Genomic DNA, 22407 nt, shown 5'->3' on the forward strand with positions numbered 1-22407 from the left:
CTCCTTCAGTCGGCCAGGCCGGCCGCGACCAGGGCCCGGGTCAGGTCGGTGCGGGAACGGACGCCCAGCTTGCGGTAGACGCGGGTCAGGTGGGCCTCGACCGTCTTGCGCGAGACGAACAGCGCGCCCGCCGCCTCGGCGTTGTTCATGCCCCGCGCGATCGCCCGGGCGACCTGCACCTCCTGCGGCGAGAGCAGGGCGAGCGCGCTGGGGACCACGTCGGGCAGGCCGCGCTGGCCGGCGGCGGCCAGCTCGGCGGCGGCGCGGCGGGTCCAGGGCACAGCGCCCAGCGACTCGAACGTGGCGTGCGCGGCCATCAGGGCGGCCCGGGCCGCGGCGGGCCGGCGGAAGCGGCGGACCGCCTCGCCGTAGCACAGCAGCGTCCGGGCCTGTTCGAACGGCTCCTCGCCCCGGCGGTGCAGCGCCCCGGCCTCGGCGAACCAGCGTCCGGCCTCCTCGGCCCCGGTGGCGAGCAGGCCCCGGCAGCGGGCCAGCGCCGCCGCCGGCCAGGTCATCCCGGTGAGCTCGGCCGCGGTGGTGAGCCACTCGAGGGGCTCGGCCGCCAGCTCGGGGCGCCCGGCCCGAACGTGGGCCTCGACCAGGTCGGCCGCGAACGGGATGATCCGGGGATTGCCCAGGCCCTGTTTGCGTACGAGGGAAAGGGTCTGCTCGAGCTGGGCCGTCGCGCCGTCGTAGTCCCCGTAGGCCAGCGCCGACAGCCCGAGGATCTGGGTGAAGTAGGTGTCGAGGCAGCCCACCCCGTACGGGCCGATGTCGCGCCGGGCCCGGGCGATCCGGTCCTCGCAGCGGGCCCGCTCACCGCGCAGCGCGTCCAGATGGGACAGACAGGCCAGGCTGAACCCGATCGCGCTGGTCTGCCCCAGCTCCTCGGCCCAGCGCAGCGATTCCGTGGCGTCGGCCTCGGCCGCCGCCCACCGCCCGGCCCAGCGGTCGATCTCGCTGCGCGCGCCGAGCGCGATCGGCAGCACCGAGGGCACCGAGTGGCGGCGGGCCGCGTCCACCACCAGCGTGATCATGCGGCGGCCCAGGGCGGGTTGTTCGCAGTAGCCGTAGGACTGGCCGACCATGGCGACCATCTGCTGATCGGCGACCGGGTCGGCGGCGGCGATCAGTTCGGCCGCGCGGTCGAGCCCGGCCCGGCCCTGGGCGACCCGGCCCGCGACGATGAGCGCCTGCCCGTGGGTGATGAGCGGGCGGACGGTGGTCAGCCCCTCCTGCGCGGCCAGGGCAACGCTCTCCTCGCCCCGGCGCACCGAGGTGGCGACGTCGCCGTCCATCGCGGCCGGCAGCGCCGCTTCGCTGAGCAGCGCGCAGGCCCGGCCGGGGTCGTGCGGGCGCACCGCCGCGGCCGCGGCGACCAGGTCGTCGTGGGCGGCTGCGGTCTGCCCGAGCCAGGTGCGCACCCGCCCGCGCAGTTGTTCGACGTCGGCGCGCATGAGCGGTTCAGTGACCACCGCCAGGGCCTCGTCGCACCACGCGACGCACCGGGCCGCGGCCCCGCCGAGCAGCGCGTCGGACGCGGCCTGATAGAGCAGTTCGGCCCGGGCGGCCGGGGCCGCGGTGAGCTCGGCGGCGCGGTGCCAGGCCTGGCTGGCCGCGTCATAACCGCTGCGGCGCCGGGCCTCGCGGGCGGCGGCGGCCAGCTCGGCCGCGATCTCGTCGTCCGGGCCGGTCGCACCGGACGCGCGGTACCAGGCCCGGGTGGCGCCGTCGCTGACCGCGGCGAGGGCGGCGTAGGCGGCCCGGCGGTCGGCCAGCGAGGTCTGGCGCAGCACGGCCGACCGCAGCAGCGGGTGCCGGAACTCGTAGGAGGCGCCGTCGGTCAGCACGATCGCGGCCGCCTCGGCCGGGGCCAGGTCGGCCAGGCCGAGCCCGAGACCGGCCAGCGCGGATTCGAGCAGCGCCACGGCCGACGGCCGGCTGGAGCCCAGCACGGCCAGCGCGGCCCGGGTGCGTTCGGGCAACCGGCCGATGCCGGCCAGCCAGGCGTCCTCGACCGGCGAGCCCGGCACCGGTTCGGCCGCGATCGGCTCGTCCCCGGCGAGCTGGGCCGGCCGCAGCGAGCCGGCCCATTCCAGCAGTGCGAGGGGGTTGCCGCCGGTGTGCTCGGCCAGCATCTCGGCGACGTGCGGGCCCGCGGTCAGGCCGTGGCGGCCCAGCAGCAGCGCGCAGTCGGCGGCGGACAGGCCCGCGACGTCGAGCGCGGGCACGTCGCAGCGGCCGCGCAGCTCGGCGTCGTCGCGGGCGCTGAGCACGAGCGCGACCCGTTCCGAGCCGAGCCGGCGGGCGATGAACAGCAGCACCCGCTGCGAGGACTGGTCGACCCAGTGCAGGTCGTCCACGAGCAGCACGACCGGGCCGGTCTCGGCCGCGGCGGCCAGCACGTTGAGGGCGGCGGCGCAGACCGCGTACGGGTTGGGGGCGTCGTTGTCGGCCAGCGCGAGGCATCCCTCGAGGGCTTCCCGCTGCACCGCGGGGATGTCCCTGAAATGGCGTCGAAGCGGGACGAGAAGGTCGGCCAGTGTGGCGTACGGCAGGACCGCCTCGGACTCGACCCCGCGGGCGCGCAGCACGGGCCCTCCGGCGCGGGCCGCCGTGTAGTCGAGCAGCGTGGTCTTGTCGACGCCGGGGTCGCCCCACAGCATCAGGGCGGCGCCGCGGGCGGTCACGGCGTCGAGCAGCGCGTCGAGCACCCGGCATTCCCGGCCGCGCCCGACGGGGGTCTGTTCCAGATCGACGGTCATCCCGGCTCCCTCGCGTCCCCATTGTTGAGCGCCCCGCGATGACGGTGATGCGCGTTTGTCGGGATGCCGACCGGACAGGACCGGGAATTCACCGATGCGGGCGGGCCGGGTCGGCGCTTTGGCTGATGGGCATGACCCGCCTCGACGCGGTGCAGATCAAGGTGACGCTGACCGGTGCCGGCGCGGCCGGGGCGGCCGGGCTGCTCGGCCTGTCCGGGCCGGGCGAGCCGTGGTCGGTGCTGTTCTGCGAGCGGGCGGGGGCCGGGCTTTCCCTGTACGACCGGGGGGTGATCCTGCGGCTACGGCAACGCCCGGCCGCCGGCGGTTCCACCGTGAAGCTGCGCCCGTGCCGGCGCTCCCGGCTGACCGGCCGGTGGCTGCGCGATCAGCGGGTCCGGATCGAGGAGGACTGGTCGGACGACCGGGTGCTCGCCGCCTCGCTCGACGCCCGGCTGAGACCGGAGACGATCGCCGGCGTCCACCGCGGGGCGCTCCCGCTCGGGGCCGCGTTCACGGCCGACCAGCGGGCGTTCCTGGCCGACTGCGGCGAGCTGCCGGGCCCGCTGGACGAGCTGGTCGTGCTCGGCCCGGTGCGGGTGCGGTCGCACGGCCGGCGGGTGTGGGCCGGCTACGACGTCGAGGCGGCCTGGTGGTTCCCGCCGGGCACGCCGCCGGTGCTGGAGCTGACCCTGCGCGTCGAGGTCGCCGGGGCCGAGGTGGTGTGGCGCGGCTTCGACGCCCGCCTGGCCCGGGCGGGCGTCACCCAGCGCCGTCAGGAGCGGACGACCCGGCTGATCCTGGACGGGTCAGCGGGCGATCAGGACCGGGCAGCCGGAGCGCTGTAGCAGACGGCTGCCGATCGAGCCGAGCATCAGGCCCTGGTAGCCGTGGGTGCGGGGGCCGACGACCATCAGGCGGGCCGAGCGGGAACGCTGGACCAGGACCCGGTCGGTGCGGCCGGAGACGTACTCGATGTTGGCCGGCACGCCGGGGTATTTCCGGCGCCAGGGGTCGAGCCGGCCGTCCAGGTCGGCGTCGGGCGAGCCCGGGCCGACGGTGACGGCTTCGACCGCCGCGTCTTGCAGGGCGGCCTCCTCGAAGGCGTGACCGGCCACCGTCTCGGCGGCCCGGCCGTCGTCCAGGCCGGCCACGACCGGGCCTGCGTCCGGGCCGTAACGGCCGCGCACGACCACCACCGAGCTGCGCGCCCGCGTCGCCACCTGGCTGCTCACCGAGCCGGTCGGCAGCACAGGCAGGCCGCCCTCGTGCCGGCTGCCGACGACCAGCAGCGCGGCTTCCTCGGCCGCGTGCAGCAGGACCGGAACCGCGTACCCGGGAAGGGCCTGGCATTTGACCTCGACCTCGGGGGCGGCCGAGCGGGCCTGGGCGACCGCGCGCTGCAGGATCGCCGACGCGTGTTCCTCGGCCGAGTGGCTGCCGGAGCGACCGGGGGTGGACCGGTGCCGGTAGAACGCCGTCAGCACCCTGAGCTCGGCCCCTCGGCGCACGGCCTCGGCCGCGGCCCAGCCGACGGCCGCGGTGGCCTGGGGCGAGCCGTCGACCCCGACCACAATCCGCGTTTTGATCATGTCCGCCTCCTGAGAAAGACAGGCGGTCGCCAAACGGCGGCACAATCTCCAGCCTTGCCCTCTGCGGGCCCGGATGACAAGTCCGGATGCACAGCGTGACGAACCGGGCCGGAGGATGCGAACAACCGTCGATCACGGCAGACTGCCCCGAATGGACGTGAACAGCGATCTCGCCGGTGCGGTTCTCGGCGAACGCTACGAGCTGAGGGAACCGATCGGTGCCGGCGGCATGGCCGTGGTGTGGCGGGCGTACGACCATGTGCTCGCCCGCACCGTGGCCGTCAAGATCGTGGCCCCGGAGCCGGGCGAGGAACATCGCATCCGGCGGGAGGCCCGGGCGGCGGCCGCGCTGTCGCACCCGAACATCGCCCAGGTGCACGACTACGGCGAGCTGACGGTTGGCGGGCGCAGTTTCCCGTACGTGGTGATGGAGCTGGTCGAGGGTGGCACGCTGGGCGAACGGCTGTCGTCCGGGCCGGTGACGCCCCGCCTGGCGATGCGGATCTGCTCCGAGATCGCCGCTGCGCTCGCCGCCGCCCACGCCGCGGGCCTGGTGCACCGCGACATCAAACCGGCCAACGTCATGCTCGGGCCCACCGGCGCCAAGGTTGTCGACTTCGGCATCGCCGCCGCCACCTCGCCCAGCGGAACCGGGGAACTCACGGCCGAGGTGCTGGGCACCCCGGCCTACCTCGCGCCGGAGCGGTTGATCGACGACGCGGTGGTGCCGGCCTCGGACGTCTATGCGCTGGGGGTGGTGCTCTACCGCCTGTTGTCCGGGCATTCGCCGTGGACCAGCGAGGACACGACGCAGATGCTGACCGCGCACGTCTATCTCGAACCGGCGCCCTTGCCGCCGGTAGCCGGGGTTCCGGGTTATGTCGCCGAGCTGTGCGAGCGCTGCCTGATCAAGGACCCGGCGCGGCGGCCGAGCGCCCGCGAGGTGGCCGCGCTGCTCGGACAGGGTGCGGTCGCCGTCGATCCCGCTCCGCCGTTGCCCGCCGCGGCGGTGGCCTCGCGCAGCCGCACCCGGTGGGCGGCGGCCGGCGCGCTCCTGGTTGCCGTGGTCGGCGCGGCCGGCTGGATGCTGGTGCCGGACGACCCCGATCCGAGCAGCCCCGACCCGGGCGCCGCGCCGGCGATCGGGTCGGCGATCGGGAGCAGCCCCGCGGCACCGGCCACGACGGCGTCGGCAGCGACCCGGATGACCACACCTGCGACCAGGCAGTCGTCCGGCACCCGCCCCGCCGCCACCCCACCGCCGTCCATCCCGGCGGCAAGGCCCGGCGTCACCGCGACAACCGCACCCACTCTCACCGCGGCTCCCAGCGCTACGGCCGCGCCGACAACCGCCGCTCCCCGGACCCTGTCGTCGGACGCCGGCACGGTGGTGGCGACCTGCCCGAGCGCCGGCATGGCGGAGATCCTGCGCTACACGGCCCAGAAGCCGTACAAGGTGGAGTCGGCCGATTCCGGGCCGTCGGCCGCCCCCGAGGTCACGTTCAAGCACGGCAAGGCCGTCACCACGATGACGGTCACCTGCGCGAGCGGGCGGGCAGAGGCAGCAATCTCCGAGACGTGACCGGCTCAGTGTGACTCGCGGGAGACCCTGTCGCCGCTCGCGCCGAGCAGGAAGTCTAGGTCAGCGCCGGTGTTTGCCTGGCCGACGGTGTCGACGTAGAGCTTCTCCCAGCCCCGTTTCGGCGCGGCGTAGGCCCGGGCGGCCTCGGCCGACGGCTCGCGGGCGGCCCACTCGTCGGCGGGCAGGTCGACGTCGAGGCGGCGGTTCTCCAGGTCGAGGATGATCATGTCGCCGGTGCGAACCTTGGCCAGGGGGCCTCCGGCAGCGGCCTCGGGGGCGACGTGCAGGACCACCGTGCCGTACGCGGTCCCGCTCATCCGCCCGTCGCAGACACGCACCATGTCACGGACGCCGTCGGCCAGCAGTTTCGCCGGCAGGGGCATGTTCGACACCTCGGGCATGCCGGGATAGCCCTTCGGCCCGCAGCCGCGCAGGATCAGCACCGAGTCGGCGGTCACTTCGAGCGCGGGGTCGTCGAGCCGGGCCTTCAGATCCTCCACCGAGTCGAAGACGACGGCCGGGCCGCGGTGCTGCAGCAGCTCGGGCGTGGCCGCGGCCGGTTTGACCAGCGCGCCGTCGGGGGCCAGGTTGCCGTAGAGCACCGCGATGCCCGCTTCCATCTGCAGCGGGTCGGCGCGGGGACGGATCACCTCGCGGTCGTAGACCCGCGCGGCGTTCAGCGCCGACACGAGCGGGTCTCCGAGCACCGTGATCGCCGAGGGATCGAGCAGATCCTGGACCTCGGCCAGCACGGCGTGCAGCCCGCCCGCGCGGAACAGGTCCTCCATGAGGAAACGCCCGGCCGGTTGCAGGTCGACCAGCAGCGGAACGCCCGCCCCGACCCGGTCGAAGTCGTCCTGGCTGAGGTCGACACCGAGCCGCCCGGCGATGGCGAGCAGGTGCACGACCGCGTTGGTCGACCCGCCCATCGCGGCCAGGGCGACGATGGCGTTGTGGAACGACTCGCGGGTCATGATCGCGCTGGGTCGCAGGTCACGCTCGACCAGGTCGACCGCGAGCATCCCGGTGGCGTGGGCGGCCTCGAGCAGGCGGCTGTCCGGCGCCGGCGTGCCCGCGATGCCCGGCAGCGTCATGCCCAGCACCTCGGCCAGTAGGCCCATGGTGGAGGCGGTGCCCATGGTGTTGCAGTGGCCCCGGCTACGGATCATCGACGACTCCGAACGTTGGAACTCGCCGGCGCTCAACGTGCCCGCCCGCACCTCCTCGCTCAGCTTCCAGACGTCGGTCCCGCAGCCCAGCGGCACCCCGCTGAACGTTCCGGTGAGCATCGGCCCACCCGGCACCACCACCGCCGGCAGGTCGACCGAGGAGGCGGCCATGAGCAGGGCCGGGATCGTCTTGTCGCAGCCGCCGAGCAGCACCACGCCGTCGATCGGGTTGGCCCGGATCATCTCCTCGATCGCCATCGCGGCCATGTTGCGCCACAGCATGGCCGTCGGGCGCACCTGCGTCTCGCCGATGGACACCACGGGCAGGTCGAGCGCGATGCCGCCCGCGCGGTGGATGCCGTCGGCGACACTGCGCCCGACCTCGTTCAGGTGCGCGTTGCACGGGGTCAGGTCGCTGGCGGTGTTCGCGATGGCGATGTGCGGGCGACCGTCGAACGCGTCGGCCGGCAGCCCCCGCCGCATCCAGGCGCGATGGATGTAGCTGTTCCGGTCGTCGCCGCCGTACCACTGTGCGCTGCGCCGATCAGACATGTCCTGACCGTAACGCCGAAGGTCATTGAACGGGAAGATCCTTCATCTGACCGGAACTTCCGCCTACCATCCGGAACATGACTGCGCGCTTTGTTGCCCGGCCCGCCGGGGCGCAGGCGTACGCGCTGGGCGAGGGTCCGGTCTGGGACGCGGACCGGCGGCGGCTGCTCTGGGTCGACATCCTGGGCGGCACGGTGCACGCCGGGGAGTTGTCGGCGGACGCGATCACCGTGACCGCCACCTGGGAGTTCGACGATCTGGCGTGCGCGGTGGCGGTCTCCGCGGGCGGCGAGCTGCTGGTGGCCACGCGGGGCGAGATCATCAAGATCAAAGACGACGTTTCCCGTACGGTGGTAGCCCGCCTCGGACGAGCGGACTCCCGCCTGAACGACGGCGGGGTCGATCCCCAGGGACACTTCCTGATCGGGAGCATGGCCCTGGACTCCGCGCGCGGCAACCAGCGGCTCGTGCGACTGGACGGCGATGCGGTGACCGTGCTCGACGACGACCTGACCTTGTCCAACGGGCTGGCCTGGAGCCCGGACGGGGGGACGCTCTACAGCATCGACTCGATCCCGGGCGTCGTCTACGGGCGCGACTACCCTTCGGATGCGGCCGCCGGTGTCCTTTCGAGCGCCGCCTCCGACACAACCTCGGGCGTCGCCTCCAGCCACCCTTCGAGCGCCGCCTCTGACACGACCTCCGGCGTCGCCTCCAGCCACCCTTCGAGCGACCCCTCCGACACGATCTCGGGCATTTCCTCCGACATAGCCTCGGGCGGCCCTCACGGCGTACGGCGGGAACTCTTTCGCCTCTCGGAGGGCCTGCCCGATGGGCTGTGCGTCGACGCGATCGGCAACCTCTGGATCGCCGTCTGGGGCGAGGGACGCGTCGAGTGCCGCACGCCCTCGGGTGACCTGCTGGCCGTGGTCGAGGTCGACGCGCCGCACACGACCAGCTGCGCGTTCGCCGGCGACGACCTCGGCACCCTGGTCATCACGACCGCCACGCAGGACCTCTCCCCCGCCGACCTGACCCGGCACCCGGCCTCGGGACGCCTGTTCACCGCCGGCGTCGGGGTGAAAGGCCTGCGTACGCCGTACTGGATCCCGTAAGGAAGAGGAGAGTCACCCCCGTGTTCCTCATGCGCATCGGTGCCCCCGGCGCCGAAAAGCCCGCCGTCCGGGCCGGTGAGACCGACTACGTCGACGTGTCCGACCTGGTGACCGATTTCGACGAGGAGTTCTTCGGCACCGACGGCCCGGCCCGGATCGCCGGCCCGGTGGCCGACCGGATCGCCGCGGGCGACGTGCGCCTCATCGGTGACCAGCGGATCGGCGCCCCCATCGCGCGGCCGCACCAGATCCTCTGCATCGGGCTCAACTACAGCGACCACGCCGCCGAGACCGGGCAGGCCGTGCCCGACGAGCCGATCCTGTTCACCAAGTCGCCGAACACGCTGGTCGGCCCGAACGACGACGTCCGCATCCCGCGCGGCTCCACCAAGACCGACTGGGAGGTGGAGCTGGGCATCGTGATCGGCAAACGCACGTCCTACCTGGGCTCGGTCGAGGAGGCGGCGGCCTCGATCGCCGGGTACGTGCTGGTCAACGACGTGAGCGAACGCGCGTTCCAGATGGAGCGGGGCGGGCAGTGGGTGAAGGGCAAGTCGGCCGAGACGTTCAACCCGGCCGGGCCGTGGCTGGCCACCCCCGACGAGATCCCCGACGTGCGTGACCTGGCGATGTGGCTCGACGTGAACGGCGTCCGCCGGCAGACCGGCAACACCAAGACCATGATCTTCGACCCGTACTTCGTGGTGCACTACCTGAGCCAGTTCCTGGTGCTCGAACCCGGCGACCTGATCAACACCGGCACCCCGCCCGGCGTCGGCCTCGGCCTCAAGCCCCCGGCCTATCTGCAGCCCGGTGACGTCATGACGCTCGGCATCGAACTGCTCGGCAGCGCCCGCCAGCAGGTCGTGGGCCCCCGATGACCGGCCTGCGCGCGATCGTCACCGGCGGCGCGTCCGGCATCGGCCTGGCCACCGCATGCCTGCTCGCCGAGCGCGGCTACCGGGTGGCGACGCTCGACCTCAACACCGACGTGCCCGCGCCGCTGCTCGGCCTGCGCTGCGACGTGACCGACGACGCTTCCGTACGGGCGGCGGTGGCCGAAGCCGCGTCCGCGTTCGGCGGGCTCGACGTCGTGGTCAACAACGCCGGCATCGGCGCCCAGGGCACGGTCGAGGAGAACGACGACGCCGAGTGGGCGCGGGTCTTCGACGTGAACGTGCAGGGCATGGTGCGGGTCAGCCGGGCCGCGCTGCCGCACCTGCGCGAATCGGCCCACGCTTCGATCGTCAACACGTGCTCGATCGCCGCCACCGCCGGGCTGCCCCGCCGGGCCCTCTACGGCGCGACCAAGGGGGCGGTGCTGTCGCTCACCCTGTCGATGGCGGCCGACCACCTGCCCGAGGGCATCCGGGTGAACTGCGTCAACCCCGGAACCGCGGACACACCCTGGGTGCAGCGCCTGCTCGCGGCGGCCGACGACCCCGAGGCCGAGCGGGACGCGCTGGAGGCCCGGCAGCCCTCGGGCCGCCTGGTCACGGCCGAGGAGATCGCCCACGCGATCGCCTACCTGGCCGGTCCGGACGCGGCGGCGACAACCGGGACGGCGCTCGCGGTCGACGGCGGGATGCAGGGTCTGCGGCTGCGCAGATGACGCTTCGGCGTGTCACTACGACGTGATGGCCGCGGGTCTGTGGCTGCGCGGATGACGCTTCGGCGCGTCGCGATGACGTGATAGCCGCGGGTCTGTGGCTGCGCGGATGACGCGCCGGCGTGTCACGATGTCGTGATGGCCGACTCCCGCACGGCGTACCGGACCTGTCCGCTCTGCGAGGCCGCCTGCGGTCTCGAACTGACCCTCCACGACGAACGGGTGACCGCCGCCCGCGGCGACAAGGAGCACGTCTTCAGCCACGGTTTCGTGTGTCCCAAGGGGGCGACGTTCGGGTCGTTGAACGACGACCCCGACCGGTTGCGGCGCCCGCTGGTCAAGCGCGGCGGTGAGCACGTCGAGGTCACCTGGGAAGAGGCCTTCGAGGCGGTGGCGGCCGGGCTGCGACCGGTCCTGGAGACGTACGGGCCGCACGCCGTCGCCCTCTATCTCGGCAACCCGAACGTGCACACGATGGCCGGCGGCCTCTACGTGTCGCCGCTGGTCAAGGCTCTGGGCACGCGCAACGTGTTCTCGGCCAGCACGGTCGACCAGATGCCCAAACACGTGTCCAGCGGCTATCTGTTCGGCAACCCGCTGACCATCGCCGTACCCGACCTCGACCGCACCGACCTGTTGCTGCTGCTCGGCGCCAACCCGTGGGAGTCGAACGGCAGCCTGGCCACGGCGGCCGACTTCCCCGGCCGGCTCAAGGCGGTCCAGGAGCGCGGCGGCCGCTTCATCGTCGTCGACCCGCGGCACACCCGTACGGCCGCGCACGCCGACGAGCACCTGTTCATCCGCCCCGGCACCGACGCCTACCTCCTGTTCGGCATCGTGCACACCCTGTTCGCCGACAACCTGGTATCGCTCGGCGACGTCGCAAATCACGTGACCGGCGTGTCGGCGGTCGCCGACCTGGCGTCCCCGTTCACCCCCGCGGCCGTGAGCCCCGTCTGCGGCGTACCCGCCGAACGAATCCGCTCCCTGGCCCACGAGCTGGCGGCCGCCCCGCGCGCCGCCGTCTACGGGCGGATCGGCACGTGCACGGTCGAGTTCGGAACCCTGACCAGCTGGCTGGTCGACGTGATCAACGTGCTGACCGGCAACCTCGACCGCCCCGGCGGCGTGATGTTCCCGCTGGCACCCCACCTGCGAAAGTCTTCCCGCCCCGGCGGCCGCGGTTTCCAGACCGGCCGGTGGCGCAGCCGGGTGCGGAACCTGCCCGAGGTCAAGGGCGAACTGCCGGTGGCCACGCTGGCCGACGAGATCGAAACCCCCGGCGACGACCAGGTCCGGGCATTCATCACGGTGGCCGGCAATCCCGTGCTGTCCACACCGAACAGCGCCCGCCTCGACCGCGCCCTGGCCAGCTTGCAGTTCATGGTGAGCGTCGACCCATACCTCAACGAGACCACCCGCCACGCCGACGTCGTGCTGCCGCCGCCGGACGCCTTACGCAAGGGCCACTACGACTTCTCGTTCCTGGCCCTTGCGGTGCGCAACTTCGCCGCCTATTCCCCGCCGGTGCTGCCACCGCTGCCCGACGCCATGGACGAGTGCGACATCCTGGCCCGCCTGACGCTGATCGCCGCCGGCCATCCCGGCACAGTCGACGACTTGCACGCCCAGATGTTGTCGCAGGCCCTCGCCCGCGCCGTCCCGGGGTCGTCACCCGCTTCTCCCGCTGCTCCCGCGTCGACGCCAACTTCACCCACGGTGCCAGAATCGTCGCTTGCGTCTCCGGCAACATCTGTGTCGACGCCCGCTTCGCCCGCGGTTCCGGGGTCGTCGTCCGCATCGCCCGCGGTTCCCGGGTCGTCGTGCGTATCGCCCGCTACTTCCGCGTCGACACCCTCAGCGCCCGCTACTTCCGCCTCAGCGCCTATTTCGCCTGGGGTTCCCGGATCATCACCCGCATCGCCCGCACTTTCCGCGTCGACGCCCGCATCACCCTCGGCTTCGGGGTCGTCGCCCGCATCACCCTCGGTTTCGGGGTCCTCGCCGGCCGAGCGGCTGCTCGATGTGGCGTTGCGCTCCGGCGCGTACGGGGACCACTTCGGCCAGAACCCCGGCGGCCTGTCACTCGACCGCCTGATCGCGAACCCGCACGGCATCGACTTGGGCCCGCTGCAGCCGCGCATCCCCGAGGTGCTGCGCACACCAAGCGCCAAGGTCGAGCTGTGCCCCGCCCCGATCGCCGCCGATGTCCCCCGCCTGCTCGCGGCCATGGACCGCCCCCGCGACGGCCTGGTCCTCATCGGCCGACGCCATCTGCGCTCCAACAACAGCTGGATGCACAACGTCCCCGCCCTGGTGAAGGGCCGCGACCGCTGCACCCTGCTCATCCACCCGTCCGACGCCGCCCGCCTCGATCTGCAAGACGGCGACGACGCCCAGGTGACATCCCGGGCCGGCACCCTGACAGCCCACGTAGAGCTGACCGACACCGTCATGCCCGGCGTGGTGAGCCTTCCCCACGGCTGGGGCCACGGCCTGCCCGGCACCCGAATGACAGTCGCCGCCGATCACCCCGGCGTGAACTCGAACCTGCTCACCGACGAGACCACCATCGACCCGCTCTCGGGCAACAGCGTCCTCAACGGCATCCCCGTCGACCTGAAGTCCCTGACCCGCGCCCACTGACCCGCGCCCGCTGACCCGCGCCCGCTGATCCGTGCTGACTAGTGCTCGCTGATCCGTGCCCACGGATCCGCACCCACGGACCGGCGCTCGCCGTCCTGTGCTCACTGACCCATGTCCGCTGATGCGTCAGCGACCGCTCAGTCGCCGGGCCGGTTTGCGCGGGTCTGATGCGCGGGGCCGCTCGACCTCCGGGCCGCTCTGCGCGGGCCTGACGCGCAAGGCCGCTCGGCCCGTCTTCCACGACACCGTCACCCGTGAACCCACCGAGGAAACAAAGCTGGGCCCTGACGCAAGGGGCTGCTCAGTCTCCGGGCCGTTTTTCGCGGGCCTGACGCGTCGGCGACCACCGCGGAAGGCCAGGAATTCCCCGGGCCGCGATCGATCCTCCGGCCACGCTCATCGCAAACCCCACGAGGTAGAAGTCGGCGGTCGAGAAGATCGAGTACTGCACGATCCCCAGGCCGGCCAGGAACACCGCGATGCCCGGACCAACCAGCACCCACCGAACGCGCGGACGAGATCCCCCACTCATACGCCCAGCCGACCATCGCGACGATCTTGCCGCAACCCCCGATCGGTCTGGCCGTGTCGACAATCGAGCTGCCATGCCCCACCTCCAGGGAAACGGTTCGTGCACGATGCCTCAACCGGGCCGGCGATTCAGGTGCACAGCCGGCACTTCCGCCCCGGACGTGACGGCCTGTCGAGAAGACGCGCCCGCGAGGCCCACGCCGGCCCACCCTGAATGCGCACACCCGGCCAACAGGTCCTCCCGAAATCGCTCGTCGTCCGGGGATGAGCATGCCGCAACTGGGCTCCGGGCGGCGGCGGGCCTGTGGACAACGCGGGAATGTGGATAACTCCAGCCCGGCCTCGCGCTGCCCTAGGATCAAAAGCCCTGGGAGGGCGGGGGAGGCGGCGGCGTACAGGCGTACAGGCGTACAGGCGTACAGGCGTACAGGCGATCTTGGGACGCGGCAGAGTGGCCCTTGAGAAGCGGCCGGGCGGATCTTGGAGTACGGCAGGGTGGATTTTGACGTGGTGCGGCTGGTCAGTGATCGGGAACGGCGGGCTCGGATAGCGGTTCGGCACGCGGTGGCGCCGGGCACCAGGGTCGCGACGCCGGAAGCGGCCACGCAAGCCATGACGGTGCTGCACTCGACTGAGCCGGCCACGGTCTATCTCTCGTGCTGGGCTCGGGTGGCGGGGCTGACCGTGAAAGACGTCGACCGGGCGCTCTACACGGATCGCTCCTTGGTCAAGCAGCTTGCTATGCGGCGCACGCTGTTCGTGTTTCCGCGTGAGCTGCTGGCGGCCGCTTGGGCCAGCGCCTCGGCACGGGTGGCGGCTACCGAACGGGCGCGCATGACTCAGGACGCGGTGACCGCGGGATTTGCCGAGGACGGGCACGCGTGGCTCGAACGGGCGCGGGCGGGCGTGATTGAGTTTCTGGAGTCGCAGCCGGAGGGGCGGATTGCGCTCGAACTGCGGCAGGCGGTGCCGATCATTGACGTACGGGTGTCGGTGCGGCCAGGCGAGATGTGGACGGCGGGGCGGGTGCTGACCCATCTCGGACTGACCGGTGATCTGGTACGCGGGGTCAATACCGGGGGCTGGCACGTGTCGCGGCCTCGGTGGACACTCATGCGGCACTGGCTCGGGGACGTTCCGGAGTCGCTGTCGATGGCGGAGGGCTATCGGGAACTCGTACGCCGTTGGCTGTACTCGTTCGGGCCGGGCACCGAGGACGACCTCGTGTGGTGGCTGGGCTCGACCAAGGCGGTCGTCCGGGGGGCGTTGCGGGAGCTCGGTGCGGCGGCGGTGACGCTGGAAGACGGCTCCACCGGCTGGCTGCTGGCCGACGACCTCGACGAGGTTGTCTTCGACGAGCCGTGGGCGGCGTTGCTGCCGGTGCTCGATCCGACCGTCATGGGCTGGAAGGGGCGCGACTTCTATCTCGGGCCACATCGCGACCTGCTCTTCGACCGGCGGGGCAACGCGGGCGCGACCGCCTGGTTCAACGGGCGCGCGGTGGGCAGCTGGGTGCAGGATCCGGCCGGCATGGTCGAACTCCGGCTGCTCGAAGACGTGCCGGCGGCCGGGCGTGAACTCCTCGACGCCGAGGCCGCGCGGCTCACCGCCTGGCTGGACGGGTTCCGCGTCTCGAGCGTCTACTCTTCCCCCACGATGAAAGCCAGCCGACGAAGAACCAGCCCTGACGAATCCGCGACGACGGGCCACGCACGACAACCCAGCCACAACGAGCGGACCACGCACGACAACCCAGCCACAACGAGCGAGCCACGCACGACAAGCCGGCCGCAGCGAGCCGGCATGAAAGACCACCTATGACAGGCCAGCCCGAGAGGCCACACTGGACGGCGTGAATTCCGTACGGACGCGATGGGCGTGCCGCCTCGGGCGCCACTCCCCGGTGACGACCCGCCCGCAGACGTGCCAGTACGAAAGGCGCTGCACCAACTGCGACGCGCTCCTGGAGTCGGGCGTGATGCACGACTGGGACGAGGGCGGCGACAAGGACGCCACCTGCGCGATCACCCAGCGGTGCCGGCAGTGCGGGCTGAAACGCGCGGGCTACCGGCACCGCACGGTCCGGAGAACAGCCGCCGATCTGGGCGACACGACGATCGAGCCGTGCGAGGTGGTCGAGGTCTGCTTCGACTGTGACGACCGGCGACGGACCTGGCACGCGGAGCACGTCCCCGACTCGTTCAGCTGCCGTCGCTGCGGCCACAGCGACGACCTCGAGGCGTGACTATCAGGGCCACAGCGATGACCTCAAAGCGTGACGGTCAAGGGGCGCAACGACGACCGCGAAGGTGACGGCCAGGGACTAAGCGTAGCGGGACGATCAAGGGCGCAGGATGGTCAGCACGACCCCGGCCGCCAGGCGGTACGGGTTCGTGGCAACCAGTGCACCTATCGCCCGGCGCAGACGCGACACCTCGGCCCGGACGGTGATCACGTGGTCGGCATCCCCGTACAGGAAACGGCTCATCTGCGCCGCCGTCAGCCCGCCGGGACCGCACGCCGCGAGCAGGCCGAGGATCTCGGCGTGACGGCGGGTCAGCGGGGTGCGCCACGGCTCGGACTCCCCCCGTACCTCCAGAACCGGAGCCGCACGCACATCAAGCGTGGCCTGGATGGTGACCTGCGGGCCGGCCGGGCGCACCAACCAGCCCTCGGGCAGCCGTTCGGGAAGACACAGACCCATTCCCGGTACGCCGAGGGCCGCCCCCTCCCGCGGCGCGCCGATCCGGTCGCGGGCCGCCACCCCGCTCGCCGCCGCCACCCAGCCCTGCTCGTCCACGATCAGCACCGGGCCGGGGGTCGCCGCCACCACGTGGGCGGCCGTGCGGCGCAGGCGTTCGAGCCGGTCGGCGTGATGCCGCCACAGTTGCGCCTCGGCCAGGCGCACACCCGTGGCCACCAGGGCTTCGATCGCCGGGTGCAGGGTGAGCGCGGGACCGCTGACGTCGACGATGCCGAGCATTTCCCCCGTACGCGGGTCGTGCACCGGATGCGCGGTGCAGTACCAGGCGTGCTGGGCCTGTTCGAAGTGTTCGGCCGAGAACAGCTGCACGGGTGCCGCCTCGACCAGGGCCGTCCCGATCGCGTTGGTGCCGACCACCGACTCCGTCCACTGGGCGCCCTCGCCGAAGCCGAGCACATCGGCCCGGCGCAGCAGCGCGGGAGGGCCGGCCCGCCAGAGAATCACGCCCTCGGCGTCGGTGACGACCAGCAGGAAGCCGTCGGCCAGGCGCAAAAGGTCGTCGATCACCACCGACAGGGGTGACTCGCGGCGCAGACGCTCGACCTCGTCGAACGGCACGGGGTCGCGGGCGTTGGCCCGGCCGGGGTCGAGGCCCAGCCCGAGCACGCGGGACCAGGACCGCTCGACCAGCGCGCGGGGACGGTGCGGCGGGCGGGCGCCGGTCAGCACGGCGTCGTGGACCCGGCGCAGCTCACGGGCGTGCCGGGTCAGGTCGGTGCCCGGCCGTACGGCGCTGAAATCGCCCACGACTGAGCATGGCCCCCGCGTGCAATGTGTTGCAACCCTGTTGCGGAACGAAGTCGTCGCGGTCTCGTGGTCGCATGACGCAGACAACCGAGCTCTCCGTACGGCAGCGCGTGGACGACTGGCTCGCGTCCTTCGAAGCCGCGCTGCGGGCCCGGGACGTGCCGGCCGCGGCCGCGCTGTTCGCCCCCGGCTGTTTCTGGCGTGACCTGGTCGCCTTCACCTGGAACATCACCACGGTCGAGGGCCGCGACGGGGTGACCGATCTGCTGACCAGCACGCTCGACGCCGCCGACCCGTCCGGCTTCGAGCTCACCGAGGACCCCACCGAGGCCGACGGGGTGATCGACGCGTGGATCCGGTTCGAGACCGCGACCGGCCGCGGCACCGGGCACCTGCGCCTGACCTCGGAGGGCGCGTGGACGCTGCTGACGACCCTGCGTGAGCTCAAGGGCTTCGAGGAGTCGAAGGGTGAGCGGCGGCCGCAGGGTGTGGAGCATGAGCTCAGCAAGGGGCGGCCGTCGTGGAAGGAACGGCGCGAGGCCGAGGCGGCCACACTGGGGGTCAGCGATCAGCCGTACGTCGTCGTGATCGGCGGCGGGCAGGGCGGGATCGCGCTCGGGGCCCGTCTGCGGCAGCTGGGCGTGCCGGCGCTGGTGATCGACAAGAACGCGCGGCCCGGTGACCAGTGGCGCGGCCGGTACAAGAGTCTCTGCCTGCACGACCCGGTCTGGTACGACCACCTGCCCTACCTGCCGTTCCCCGCCAACTGGCCGGTCTTCTCGCCCAAGGACAAGATCGGTGACTGGCTGGAGATGTACACACGGGTCATGGAGGTGCCGTACTGGACCTCTTCCACCGTACGGACGGCGGCCTTTGATCCGGAGACGAAGCGCTGGAACGTGGTCGTCGAGCGCGCGGGCGGCGACACCGTGCAGCTGACGCCGGCCCACGTGGTGTTCGCGACCGGGATGTCCGGCAAGCCCAACTATCCGGAGCTGCCGGGTCAGGACGTCTTCCGCGGCGAGCAACACCACTCGAGCCGGCATCCGGGCCCGGAGGCGTACGAGGGAAAGCGGGTTGTGGTTGTCGGGTCGAACAACTCAGCGTTCGACATCTGCGGTGCACTGTGGGAGCACGACGCCGACGTGACCATGGTGCAGCGTTCGTCGACGCACATCGTGAAGTCGGCTTCGCTCATGGACATCGGGCTCGGCGACCTCTACTCGGAGCGGGCGGTCGCGAACGGGGTGACCACCGACAAGGCCGACATGATCTTCGCATCGATCCCGTACCGGATCATGCATGAGTTCCAGATCCCGCTGTACGAGCAGATGGCCGAGCGCGACGCCGAGTTCTACGCCCGCCTCGAGAAGGCCGGGTTCCGGCACGACTGGGGCGCCGACGGTTCCGGGCTGTTCATGAAGTACCTGCGACGCGGTTCCGGCTACTACATCGACGTGGGCGCGGCCGACCTGGTCGCCGACGGGCGGGTCAAGCTCGCGCACGGCCAGGTGGACCATCTCACCGAGGACGCGGTGGTGCTGGAGGACGGCACCACGCTGCCGGCCGACCTGGTGGTCTACGCGACCGGGTACGGCTCGATGAACGGCTGGGTGGCCGACATCGTCGACGCTCGGACGGCCGAGCGGGTCGGGAAGGTGTGGGGCCTCGGCTCGGACACACCGAAGGACCCGGGGCCGTGGGAGGGCGAGCAGCGCAACATGTGGAAGCCCACCCAGCAGGAGAACCTGTGGTTCCACGGCGGCAACCTGCACCAGTCGCGGCACTACTCGCTCTATCTGGCGTTGCAGCTCAAGGCCCGGTACGAGGGTGTGCCCACTCCCGTTTACCGGTTGCAGGAGTCGCATCACACCGGATGACCCCGCGGGCGCCGGCCGGGATGTGATTCCCGGCCGGCGATGCCGGGTCAGGCTACGGCCGCGAACCCGCCGTTCCACGAGAGCTTCTCGCCGGCGGCCAGGGTGATCTGCAGGAAGGCGAGCGACTCGAGCTCGCGCGCCCGCTTGAGCGAACCGGCGTCGACCGCGCGCAGGCCGGCCGCGCTGACCACGTCGGCCACGGCGGCCTTGGCGTCGGTGTCGTCGCCGGCGATCAGCACGGCGGTGGTCTCGGTGCCGACCGAGCCGGTGGCCAGGGTGCCGGCGAAGTTGGTGTTGAACGCCTTCACGACCTGGGACTGCGGCAGCGCCCGGGCCAGCTCGGCCGCGGCCGAACCGTCGGCGGGGACGGTCAGGTTGTCGAAGGTGGCGAAGTCGACCGGGTTGGTGATGTCGACGACGACCTTGCCGGCGAGCTGGGCGCCGCGGGTGGCGACGATGTCGGCCAGCGCGGCGTGCGGGACCGCGAGGATGACGATGTCGCCGGTCACGGCCTGGTCGGCGCTCGACGTGTTGAGCTGCTGGACGGTGTGGCCGCCCTTGGCGACGAGCCCGCCGATGGCCTGACCCATGTTGCCGGTGCCGAGGATGCTGATGTTCGCCATGATGCCCTCCCGAGCCGTCATTGGTTGTTGCGACAACCATTGCACGTACGGGAGGTTGTAGCAACAACTAATGTCGTGCGAAACTGGTGACCGTGGACACGCGATGGCTCGACAGCAAGCAGAAGGCGGCCTGGGTACGACTGGCGGCCGTGCTCGAACTCCTGCCGGCCGCCCTGGACTCGCAACTCAGACGCGACGCCCAGCTGACGCACTTCGACTACTTCGTGCTCGCCATGCTCTCCGAGGCGCCCGGCCGGACATTGCGCATGACGGCCCTGGCCGAACACACGACGGCGACCCTGGCCCGCCTGTCCCATGTTGTGCAGCGGCTGGAAACGCGCGGACTGCTCGAGCGTTTCCCGTGCCCCGAGGACAAACGCGCAACCAATGCGCGCCTCACCGACGACGGGTGGGCGAAAGTGCGCGAAGCCGCACCGGGACACGTGGCGACCGTACGGGAAAACGTCATTGATGCCCTGACGCCCGAACAGGTCACGCAGCTGGCCGGCATCGCCGACGCGATCCTGCACCGGCTCGATCCGGAACGCGCGCGGGCGGCCGTTTACGAGCGATACGACCTCAACCACTCAGAAGACGGGCCTACCGGCCGACGCTAACGGCGTGACAAAGCCACTGCGCGCTCAGCTGGCGGCGGTGGCGGTCTTCGCCGTCGCCGTCCAGGTGCTGCTGCCGTGGCTGCCCGTCGGTTTCGGGCGCGCCCTGGCCGACGTGCTCATCGCCGTCCCGGCCGGTTTCGCCTCGTACTTCTACTGGCGTCGCATCCGTCACGAGACCGGCCGGGCCCGGGCGTCGGTTCTGGTCGGCGCGGTCGCGGGCGGCTTCTGGTCGCTGGCCAACCTGATGTTCCTGGCCGACGACATCTTCCACGAGCCGCCGATCTACCTCGCCGGCAACCTGTCCGCGCTCGTCGCCGCCGTGCTGCTGCCGGTCGGGGTCTATCTGCACGCGCCGCCGACGCGCGGCGCCAACCGTTACCGGGCCCTGCTCGACGTGGCCGCGGTCTCCGGCGCCGTGTTCGCGCTGGCCTGGGTGCATGTGCTGGCCCAGGCCGCCGGCAACACGGGCTACACCTTCGCGTCCGCCCTCACGGCCTTCGAGGTGCTGGCGGCGGCGGTCGCGGTGGTCACCATGTCGCAGAACCTTCCCGGCCGCACGGGATATGCCCCGCGCACGCTCGGCGCGGCCTCGGTGACCCTGGCCGCGATCGCCATGACCGGTCTGCACAACAGCATCGAGGGGCATCCGTGGTACGCGCACGGTGTCGGCGGCGGTTACCTGCTCGCGGCCGGGCTCGCCCTGGTCGCCAGCCGCCTCGAGACGCCCCGCGAGGCACCGGCCGGCGCGTCACGACACTTCTCGGGCGTGTGGGCTTTCCTCCCGTACGTCCCGTTCCTGCTCGCCGTCGCCGCGAGCGCGGCCGAGCAACTGCGCGACGGATCGCTCAGCCCGGTGCTCGTCTGGGTTCTGCTCGCCACGTTCACGCTCGTGCTCGTACGCCAGTTCCTGACCGTCGCGATCGTCGGCGGACTCGCGGTCAAACTCGAGCAACAACGCACGGAACTCGCGCATCAGGCGCACCACGACGCGCTGACCGGTCTGCACAATCGCGCAGCCTTCCACAAGCTGGGCGCCGCGCTGGTCCGCGCCGAGGCGACGGTCCTGCTGATCGACCTCGACCGGTTCAAACCGATCAACGACCGGTTGGGGCACGCCGCCGGCGACGAGGCGCTGACGGTCGTGGCCCGGCGACTTCTTGGCGCCGTACGGCCGGAGGACCTGATCGCACGCATCGGAGGCGACGAGTTCGCGCTGGTGCTGCCCGGCCCGCCCGGCGACGACGCGGCCGCGCGTATCCGTACGGCGTTGACCGCACCCATGTCGATCCGCGGCGAGACGGTGTCCGTGGGTGCGAGCGTCGGCGCCGCCACCACGACCGGGAACCGTCCGCTGGACGACCTGTTGCACGAGGCCGACACCGCCATGTACGCCGCCAAGTCGGCCCGCGTGCGCGTACGTGTTTGACGGCCGATCATGCGCGTTTCACGGCCATGCGCGTTTCACGGCCATGCGCGTTGAGCTCCCGCTCGTTCTCAGCGTGCGGCGTTTGACTGCCCATTCGTTCGTTCAGCCTGCGCGTTTGCCAGCTGCTCGTTCGTTTGACGACCGCTCGTTCGTTCAGGGTGCACGTTTGCCGGCTGCTCGTTCGTTCAGCGGAGGGCCACGGTCACGCCGCCGGAGAGCAGCGAGTCGTGCAGCTCCAGGCGGGTCAATGCCGTTTTGCGGGGGACGTCGAAGACCAGCTTGCCGGTGACACGCTCGCCGGGGTCGAGCCTCTCCAGGAACGTCTTCGTGTTGCGGTTCGCGTAGACGCCGGCCAGGTCGTCGTTGTCGTACGACGCGCCGGTCTTGTCGAACGCCTTCTGGGCGCGGCCCACGAAGTACTTCGGCTCGCCGGCGATGTTTCGTACTGACAGGCTCACCACGCAGAAACGGCCCTTCGCCGTGCGGGCGAGGTGTTCGAGACCCACCCGCGTCCGCGTGCAGTCGACCTTGGAGACCACGAACTCGAATTTCCCGTCACGCACCCGGTCACCCACGCCCGGCGGTGGTTTCGGCGACTTCGACACGGCCGGGCGGGACGCGGTGGCGGCGGCCGGCTCGCCGCGGACGCCGTATTGCTGCGCGGCGACCCCGGCGAAGAACAGGACGACGATGGCAACGCACGCGAGCAGGGCCGCTAGGAGGGGCTTCCTGCTCGCGCGCGTCATTCCCTAACTGTGCGTCACAGGGCGAACCCGGTCAGTGGATTCGCCC

18 protein-coding genes are annotated in these 22407 nt (G+C 71.9%); 11 read left to right on the forward strand and 7 right to left on the reverse strand.

Going from position 1 to position 22407, the window contains the following annotated elements; all coding sequences use genetic code 11:
• Window positions 1-5: 5 nt before the first annotated feature.
• Window positions 6-2765 (reverse strand): helix-turn-helix transcriptional regulator, encoded by a 2760-nt coding sequence (locus JIG36_RS00350; RefSeq protein WP_203373933.1) that lies wholly within the window; start codon window positions 2763-2765, stop codon window positions 6-8.
• A gap of 131 nt (window positions 2766-2896) precedes the next feature.
• Here JIG36_RS00350 and JIG36_RS00355 point away from each other — a divergent pair, with 131 nt between their 5' ends.
• A complete protein-coding gene (locus JIG36_RS00355) occupies window positions 2897-3610 on the forward strand; it encodes a hypothetical protein (RefSeq protein ID WP_203373934.1) in 714 nt (237 codons plus the stop codon).
• Here JIG36_RS00355 and JIG36_RS00360 read toward each other — a convergent pair.
• Window positions 3572-4354, reverse strand: coding sequence for a universal stress protein (locus JIG36_RS00360; protein ID WP_203373935.1), 783 nt, complete (start codon window positions 4352-4354; stop codon window positions 3572-3574). The two genes, JIG36_RS00355 and JIG36_RS00360, sit on opposite strands and share 39 nt — an antisense overlap.
• Before the next feature lie 151 nt (window positions 4355-4505).
• On the opposite strand from JIG36_RS00360, the gene JIG36_RS00365 reads away from it, so the two are divergent.
• Window positions 4506-5936 (forward strand): serine/threonine-protein kinase, encoded by a 1431-nt coding sequence (locus tag JIG36_RS00365; RefSeq protein WP_203373936.1) that lies wholly within the window; start codon window positions 4506-4508, stop codon window positions 5934-5936.
• 5 nt (window positions 5937-5941) lie between these two features.
• On the opposite strand, the gene JIG36_RS00370 is transcribed toward JIG36_RS00365, so the two are convergent.
• Window positions 5942-7657: a dihydroxy-acid dehydratase gene (locus JIG36_RS00370; RefSeq protein ID WP_203373937.1), complete on the reverse strand. Its 1716-nt coding sequence runs from the start codon at window positions 7655-7657 to the stop codon at window positions 5942-5944.
• A gap of 77 nt (window positions 7658-7734) precedes the next feature.
• Between JIG36_RS00370 and JIG36_RS51415 the strand changes: the two genes are divergently transcribed.
• The 4 genes from JIG36_RS51415 (at window position 7735) to JIG36_RS51420 (ending at window position 13027) form a co-directional block, all read left to right on the forward strand.
• Complete coding sequence (locus JIG36_RS51415) at window positions 7735-8772, forward strand: SMP-30/gluconolactonase/LRE family protein (protein ID WP_236045463.1); 1038 nt, start codon at window positions 7735-7737, stop codon at window positions 8770-8772.
• Between the two features lie 29 nt (window positions 8773-8801).
• A complete protein-coding gene (locus tag JIG36_RS00380; RefSeq protein WP_236045557.1) occupies window positions 8802-9653 on the forward strand; it encodes a fumarylacetoacetate hydrolase family protein in 852 nt (283 codons plus the stop codon).
• Window positions 9650-10384 carry an SDR family NAD(P)-dependent oxidoreductase gene (locus JIG36_RS00385; protein WP_203373939.1) on the forward strand — a complete coding sequence of 245 codons (735 nt, stop codon included), beginning with the start codon at window positions 9650-9652 and terminating at the stop codon, window positions 10382-10384. The genes JIG36_RS00380 and JIG36_RS00385 overlap by 4 nt, the downstream gene beginning before the upstream one ends.
• Before the next feature lie 135 nt (window positions 10385-10519).
• Window positions 10520-13027, forward strand: coding sequence for a molybdopterin oxidoreductase family protein (locus tag JIG36_RS51420; protein ID WP_236045464.1), 2508 nt, complete (start codon window positions 10520-10522; stop codon window positions 13025-13027).
• 301 nt (window positions 13028-13328) lie between these two features.
• Here the strand turns inward: JIG36_RS51420 and JIG36_RS00395 are convergent, their stop codons facing one another.
• On the reverse strand, window positions 13329-13526 hold the full coding sequence (locus tag JIG36_RS00395) for a hypothetical protein (protein WP_203373940.1): 198 nt from the start codon (window positions 13524-13526) through the stop codon (window positions 13329-13331).
• A gap of 596 nt (window positions 13527-14122) precedes the next feature.
• Here JIG36_RS00395 and JIG36_RS00400 point away from each other — a divergent pair.
• Window positions 14123-15379, forward strand: coding sequence for a winged helix DNA-binding domain-containing protein (locus JIG36_RS00400; protein ID WP_307872499.1), 1257 nt, complete (start codon window positions 14123-14125; stop codon window positions 15377-15379).
• 31 nt (window positions 15380-15410) lie between these two features.
• Window positions 15411-15803, forward strand: coding sequence for a hypothetical protein (locus JIG36_RS00405; RefSeq protein WP_203373941.1), 393 nt, complete (start codon window positions 15411-15413; stop codon window positions 15801-15803).
• Between the two features lie 96 nt (window positions 15804-15899).
• On the opposite strand, the gene JIG36_RS00410 is transcribed toward JIG36_RS00405, so the two are convergent.
• Entirely contained in the window at window positions 15900-17069 is a 1170-nt protein-coding gene (locus JIG36_RS00410; RefSeq protein ID WP_203373942.1) for a sigma-54-dependent transcriptional regulator family protein, read from the reverse strand.
• A gap of 74 nt (window positions 17070-17143) precedes the next feature.
• Between JIG36_RS00410 and JIG36_RS00415 the strand changes: the two genes are divergently transcribed.
• Window positions 17144-18949: an NAD(P)/FAD-dependent oxidoreductase gene (locus JIG36_RS00415; protein ID WP_203373943.1), complete on the forward strand. Its 1806-nt coding sequence runs from the start codon at window positions 17144-17146 to the stop codon at window positions 18947-18949.
• Between the two features lie 47 nt (window positions 18950-18996).
• Here the strand turns inward: JIG36_RS00415 and JIG36_RS00420 are convergent, their stop codons facing one another.
• Window positions 18997-19572 carry an NADPH-dependent F420 reductase gene (locus tag JIG36_RS00420; protein ID WP_203373944.1) on the reverse strand — a complete coding sequence of 192 codons (576 nt, stop codon included), beginning with the start codon at window positions 19570-19572 and terminating at the stop codon, window positions 18997-18999.
• Between the two features lie 86 nt (window positions 19573-19658).
• Between JIG36_RS00420 and JIG36_RS00425 the strand changes: the two genes are divergently transcribed.
• The gene (locus JIG36_RS00425; RefSeq protein WP_203373945.1) at window positions 19659-20189 is read left to right on the forward strand and encodes a MarR family winged helix-turn-helix transcriptional regulator; all 531 of its coding nucleotides are present in this window, start codon (window positions 19659-19661) and stop codon (window positions 20187-20189) included.
• 4 nt (window positions 20190-20193) lie between these two features.
• The gene (locus tag JIG36_RS53825) at window positions 20194-21615 is read left to right on the forward strand and encodes a GGDEF domain-containing protein (protein ID WP_203373946.1); all 1422 of its coding nucleotides are present in this window, start codon (window positions 20194-20196) and stop codon (window positions 21613-21615) included.
• A gap of 185 nt (window positions 21616-21800) precedes the next feature.
• Here the strand turns inward: JIG36_RS53825 and JIG36_RS00435 are convergent, their stop codons facing one another.
• Complete coding sequence (locus JIG36_RS00435) at window positions 21801-22361, reverse strand: DUF4352 domain-containing protein (protein WP_203373947.1); 561 nt, start codon at window positions 22359-22361, stop codon at window positions 21801-21803.
• Between the last annotated feature and the right edge of the window lie 46 nt (window positions 22362-22407).

The organism is Paractinoplanes ovalisporus, from assembly GCF_016834655.1.
Classification (GTDB): Bacteria; Actinomycetota; Actinomycetes; order Mycobacteriales; family Micromonosporaceae; genus Actinoplanes; species Actinoplanes ovalisporus.

Bases quoted from the DNA above. Each gene is read 5' to 3' on its own strand.
- JIG36_RS51415 (WP_236045463.1), top strand. From the start codon at position 7,735: ATGACTGCGCGCTTTGTTGCCCGGCCCGCCGGGGCGCAGGCGTACGCG.
- JIG36_RS00355 (WP_203373934.1), top strand. From the start codon at position 2,897: ATGACCCGCCTCGACGCGGTGCAGATCAAGGTGACGCTGACCGGTGCC.
- JIG36_RS00420 (WP_203373944.1), bottom strand. From the start codon at position 19,572: ATGGCGAACATCAGCATCCTCGGCACCGGCAACATGGGTCAGGCCATC.
- JIG36_RS00370 (WP_203373937.1), bottom strand. From the start codon at position 7,657: ATGTCTGATCGGCGCAGCGCACAGTGGTACGGCGGCGACGACCGGAAC.
- JIG36_RS00380 (WP_236045557.1), top strand. From the start codon at position 8,802: ATGCGCATCGGTGCCCCCGGCGCCGAAAAGCCCGCCGTCCGGGCCGGT.
- JIG36_RS00360 (WP_203373935.1), bottom strand. From the start codon at position 4,354: ATGATCAAAACGCGGATTGTGGTCGGGGTCGACGGCTCGCCCCAGGCC.
- JIG36_RS00350 (WP_203373933.1), bottom strand. From the start codon at position 2,765: ATGACCGTCGATCTGGAACAGACCCCCGTCGGGCGCGGCCGGGAATGC.
- JIG36_RS00385 (WP_203373939.1), top strand. From the start codon at position 9,650: ATGACCGGCCTGCGCGCGATCGTCACCGGCGGCGCGTCCGGCATCGGC.
- JIG36_RS00415 (WP_203373943.1), top strand. From the start codon at position 17,144: ATGACGCAGACAACCGAGCTCTCCGTACGGCAGCGCGTGGACGACTGG.
- JIG36_RS00435 (WP_203373947.1), bottom strand. From the start codon at position 22,361: ATGACGCGCGCGAGCAGGAAGCCCCTCCTAGCGGCCCTGCTCGCGTGC.
- JIG36_RS51420 (WP_236045464.1), top strand. From the start codon at position 10,520: ATGGCCGACTCCCGCACGGCGTACCGGACCTGTCCGCTCTGCGAGGCC.
- JIG36_RS00365 (WP_203373936.1), top strand. From the start codon at position 4,506: ATGGACGTGAACAGCGATCTCGCCGGTGCGGTTCTCGGCGAACGCTAC.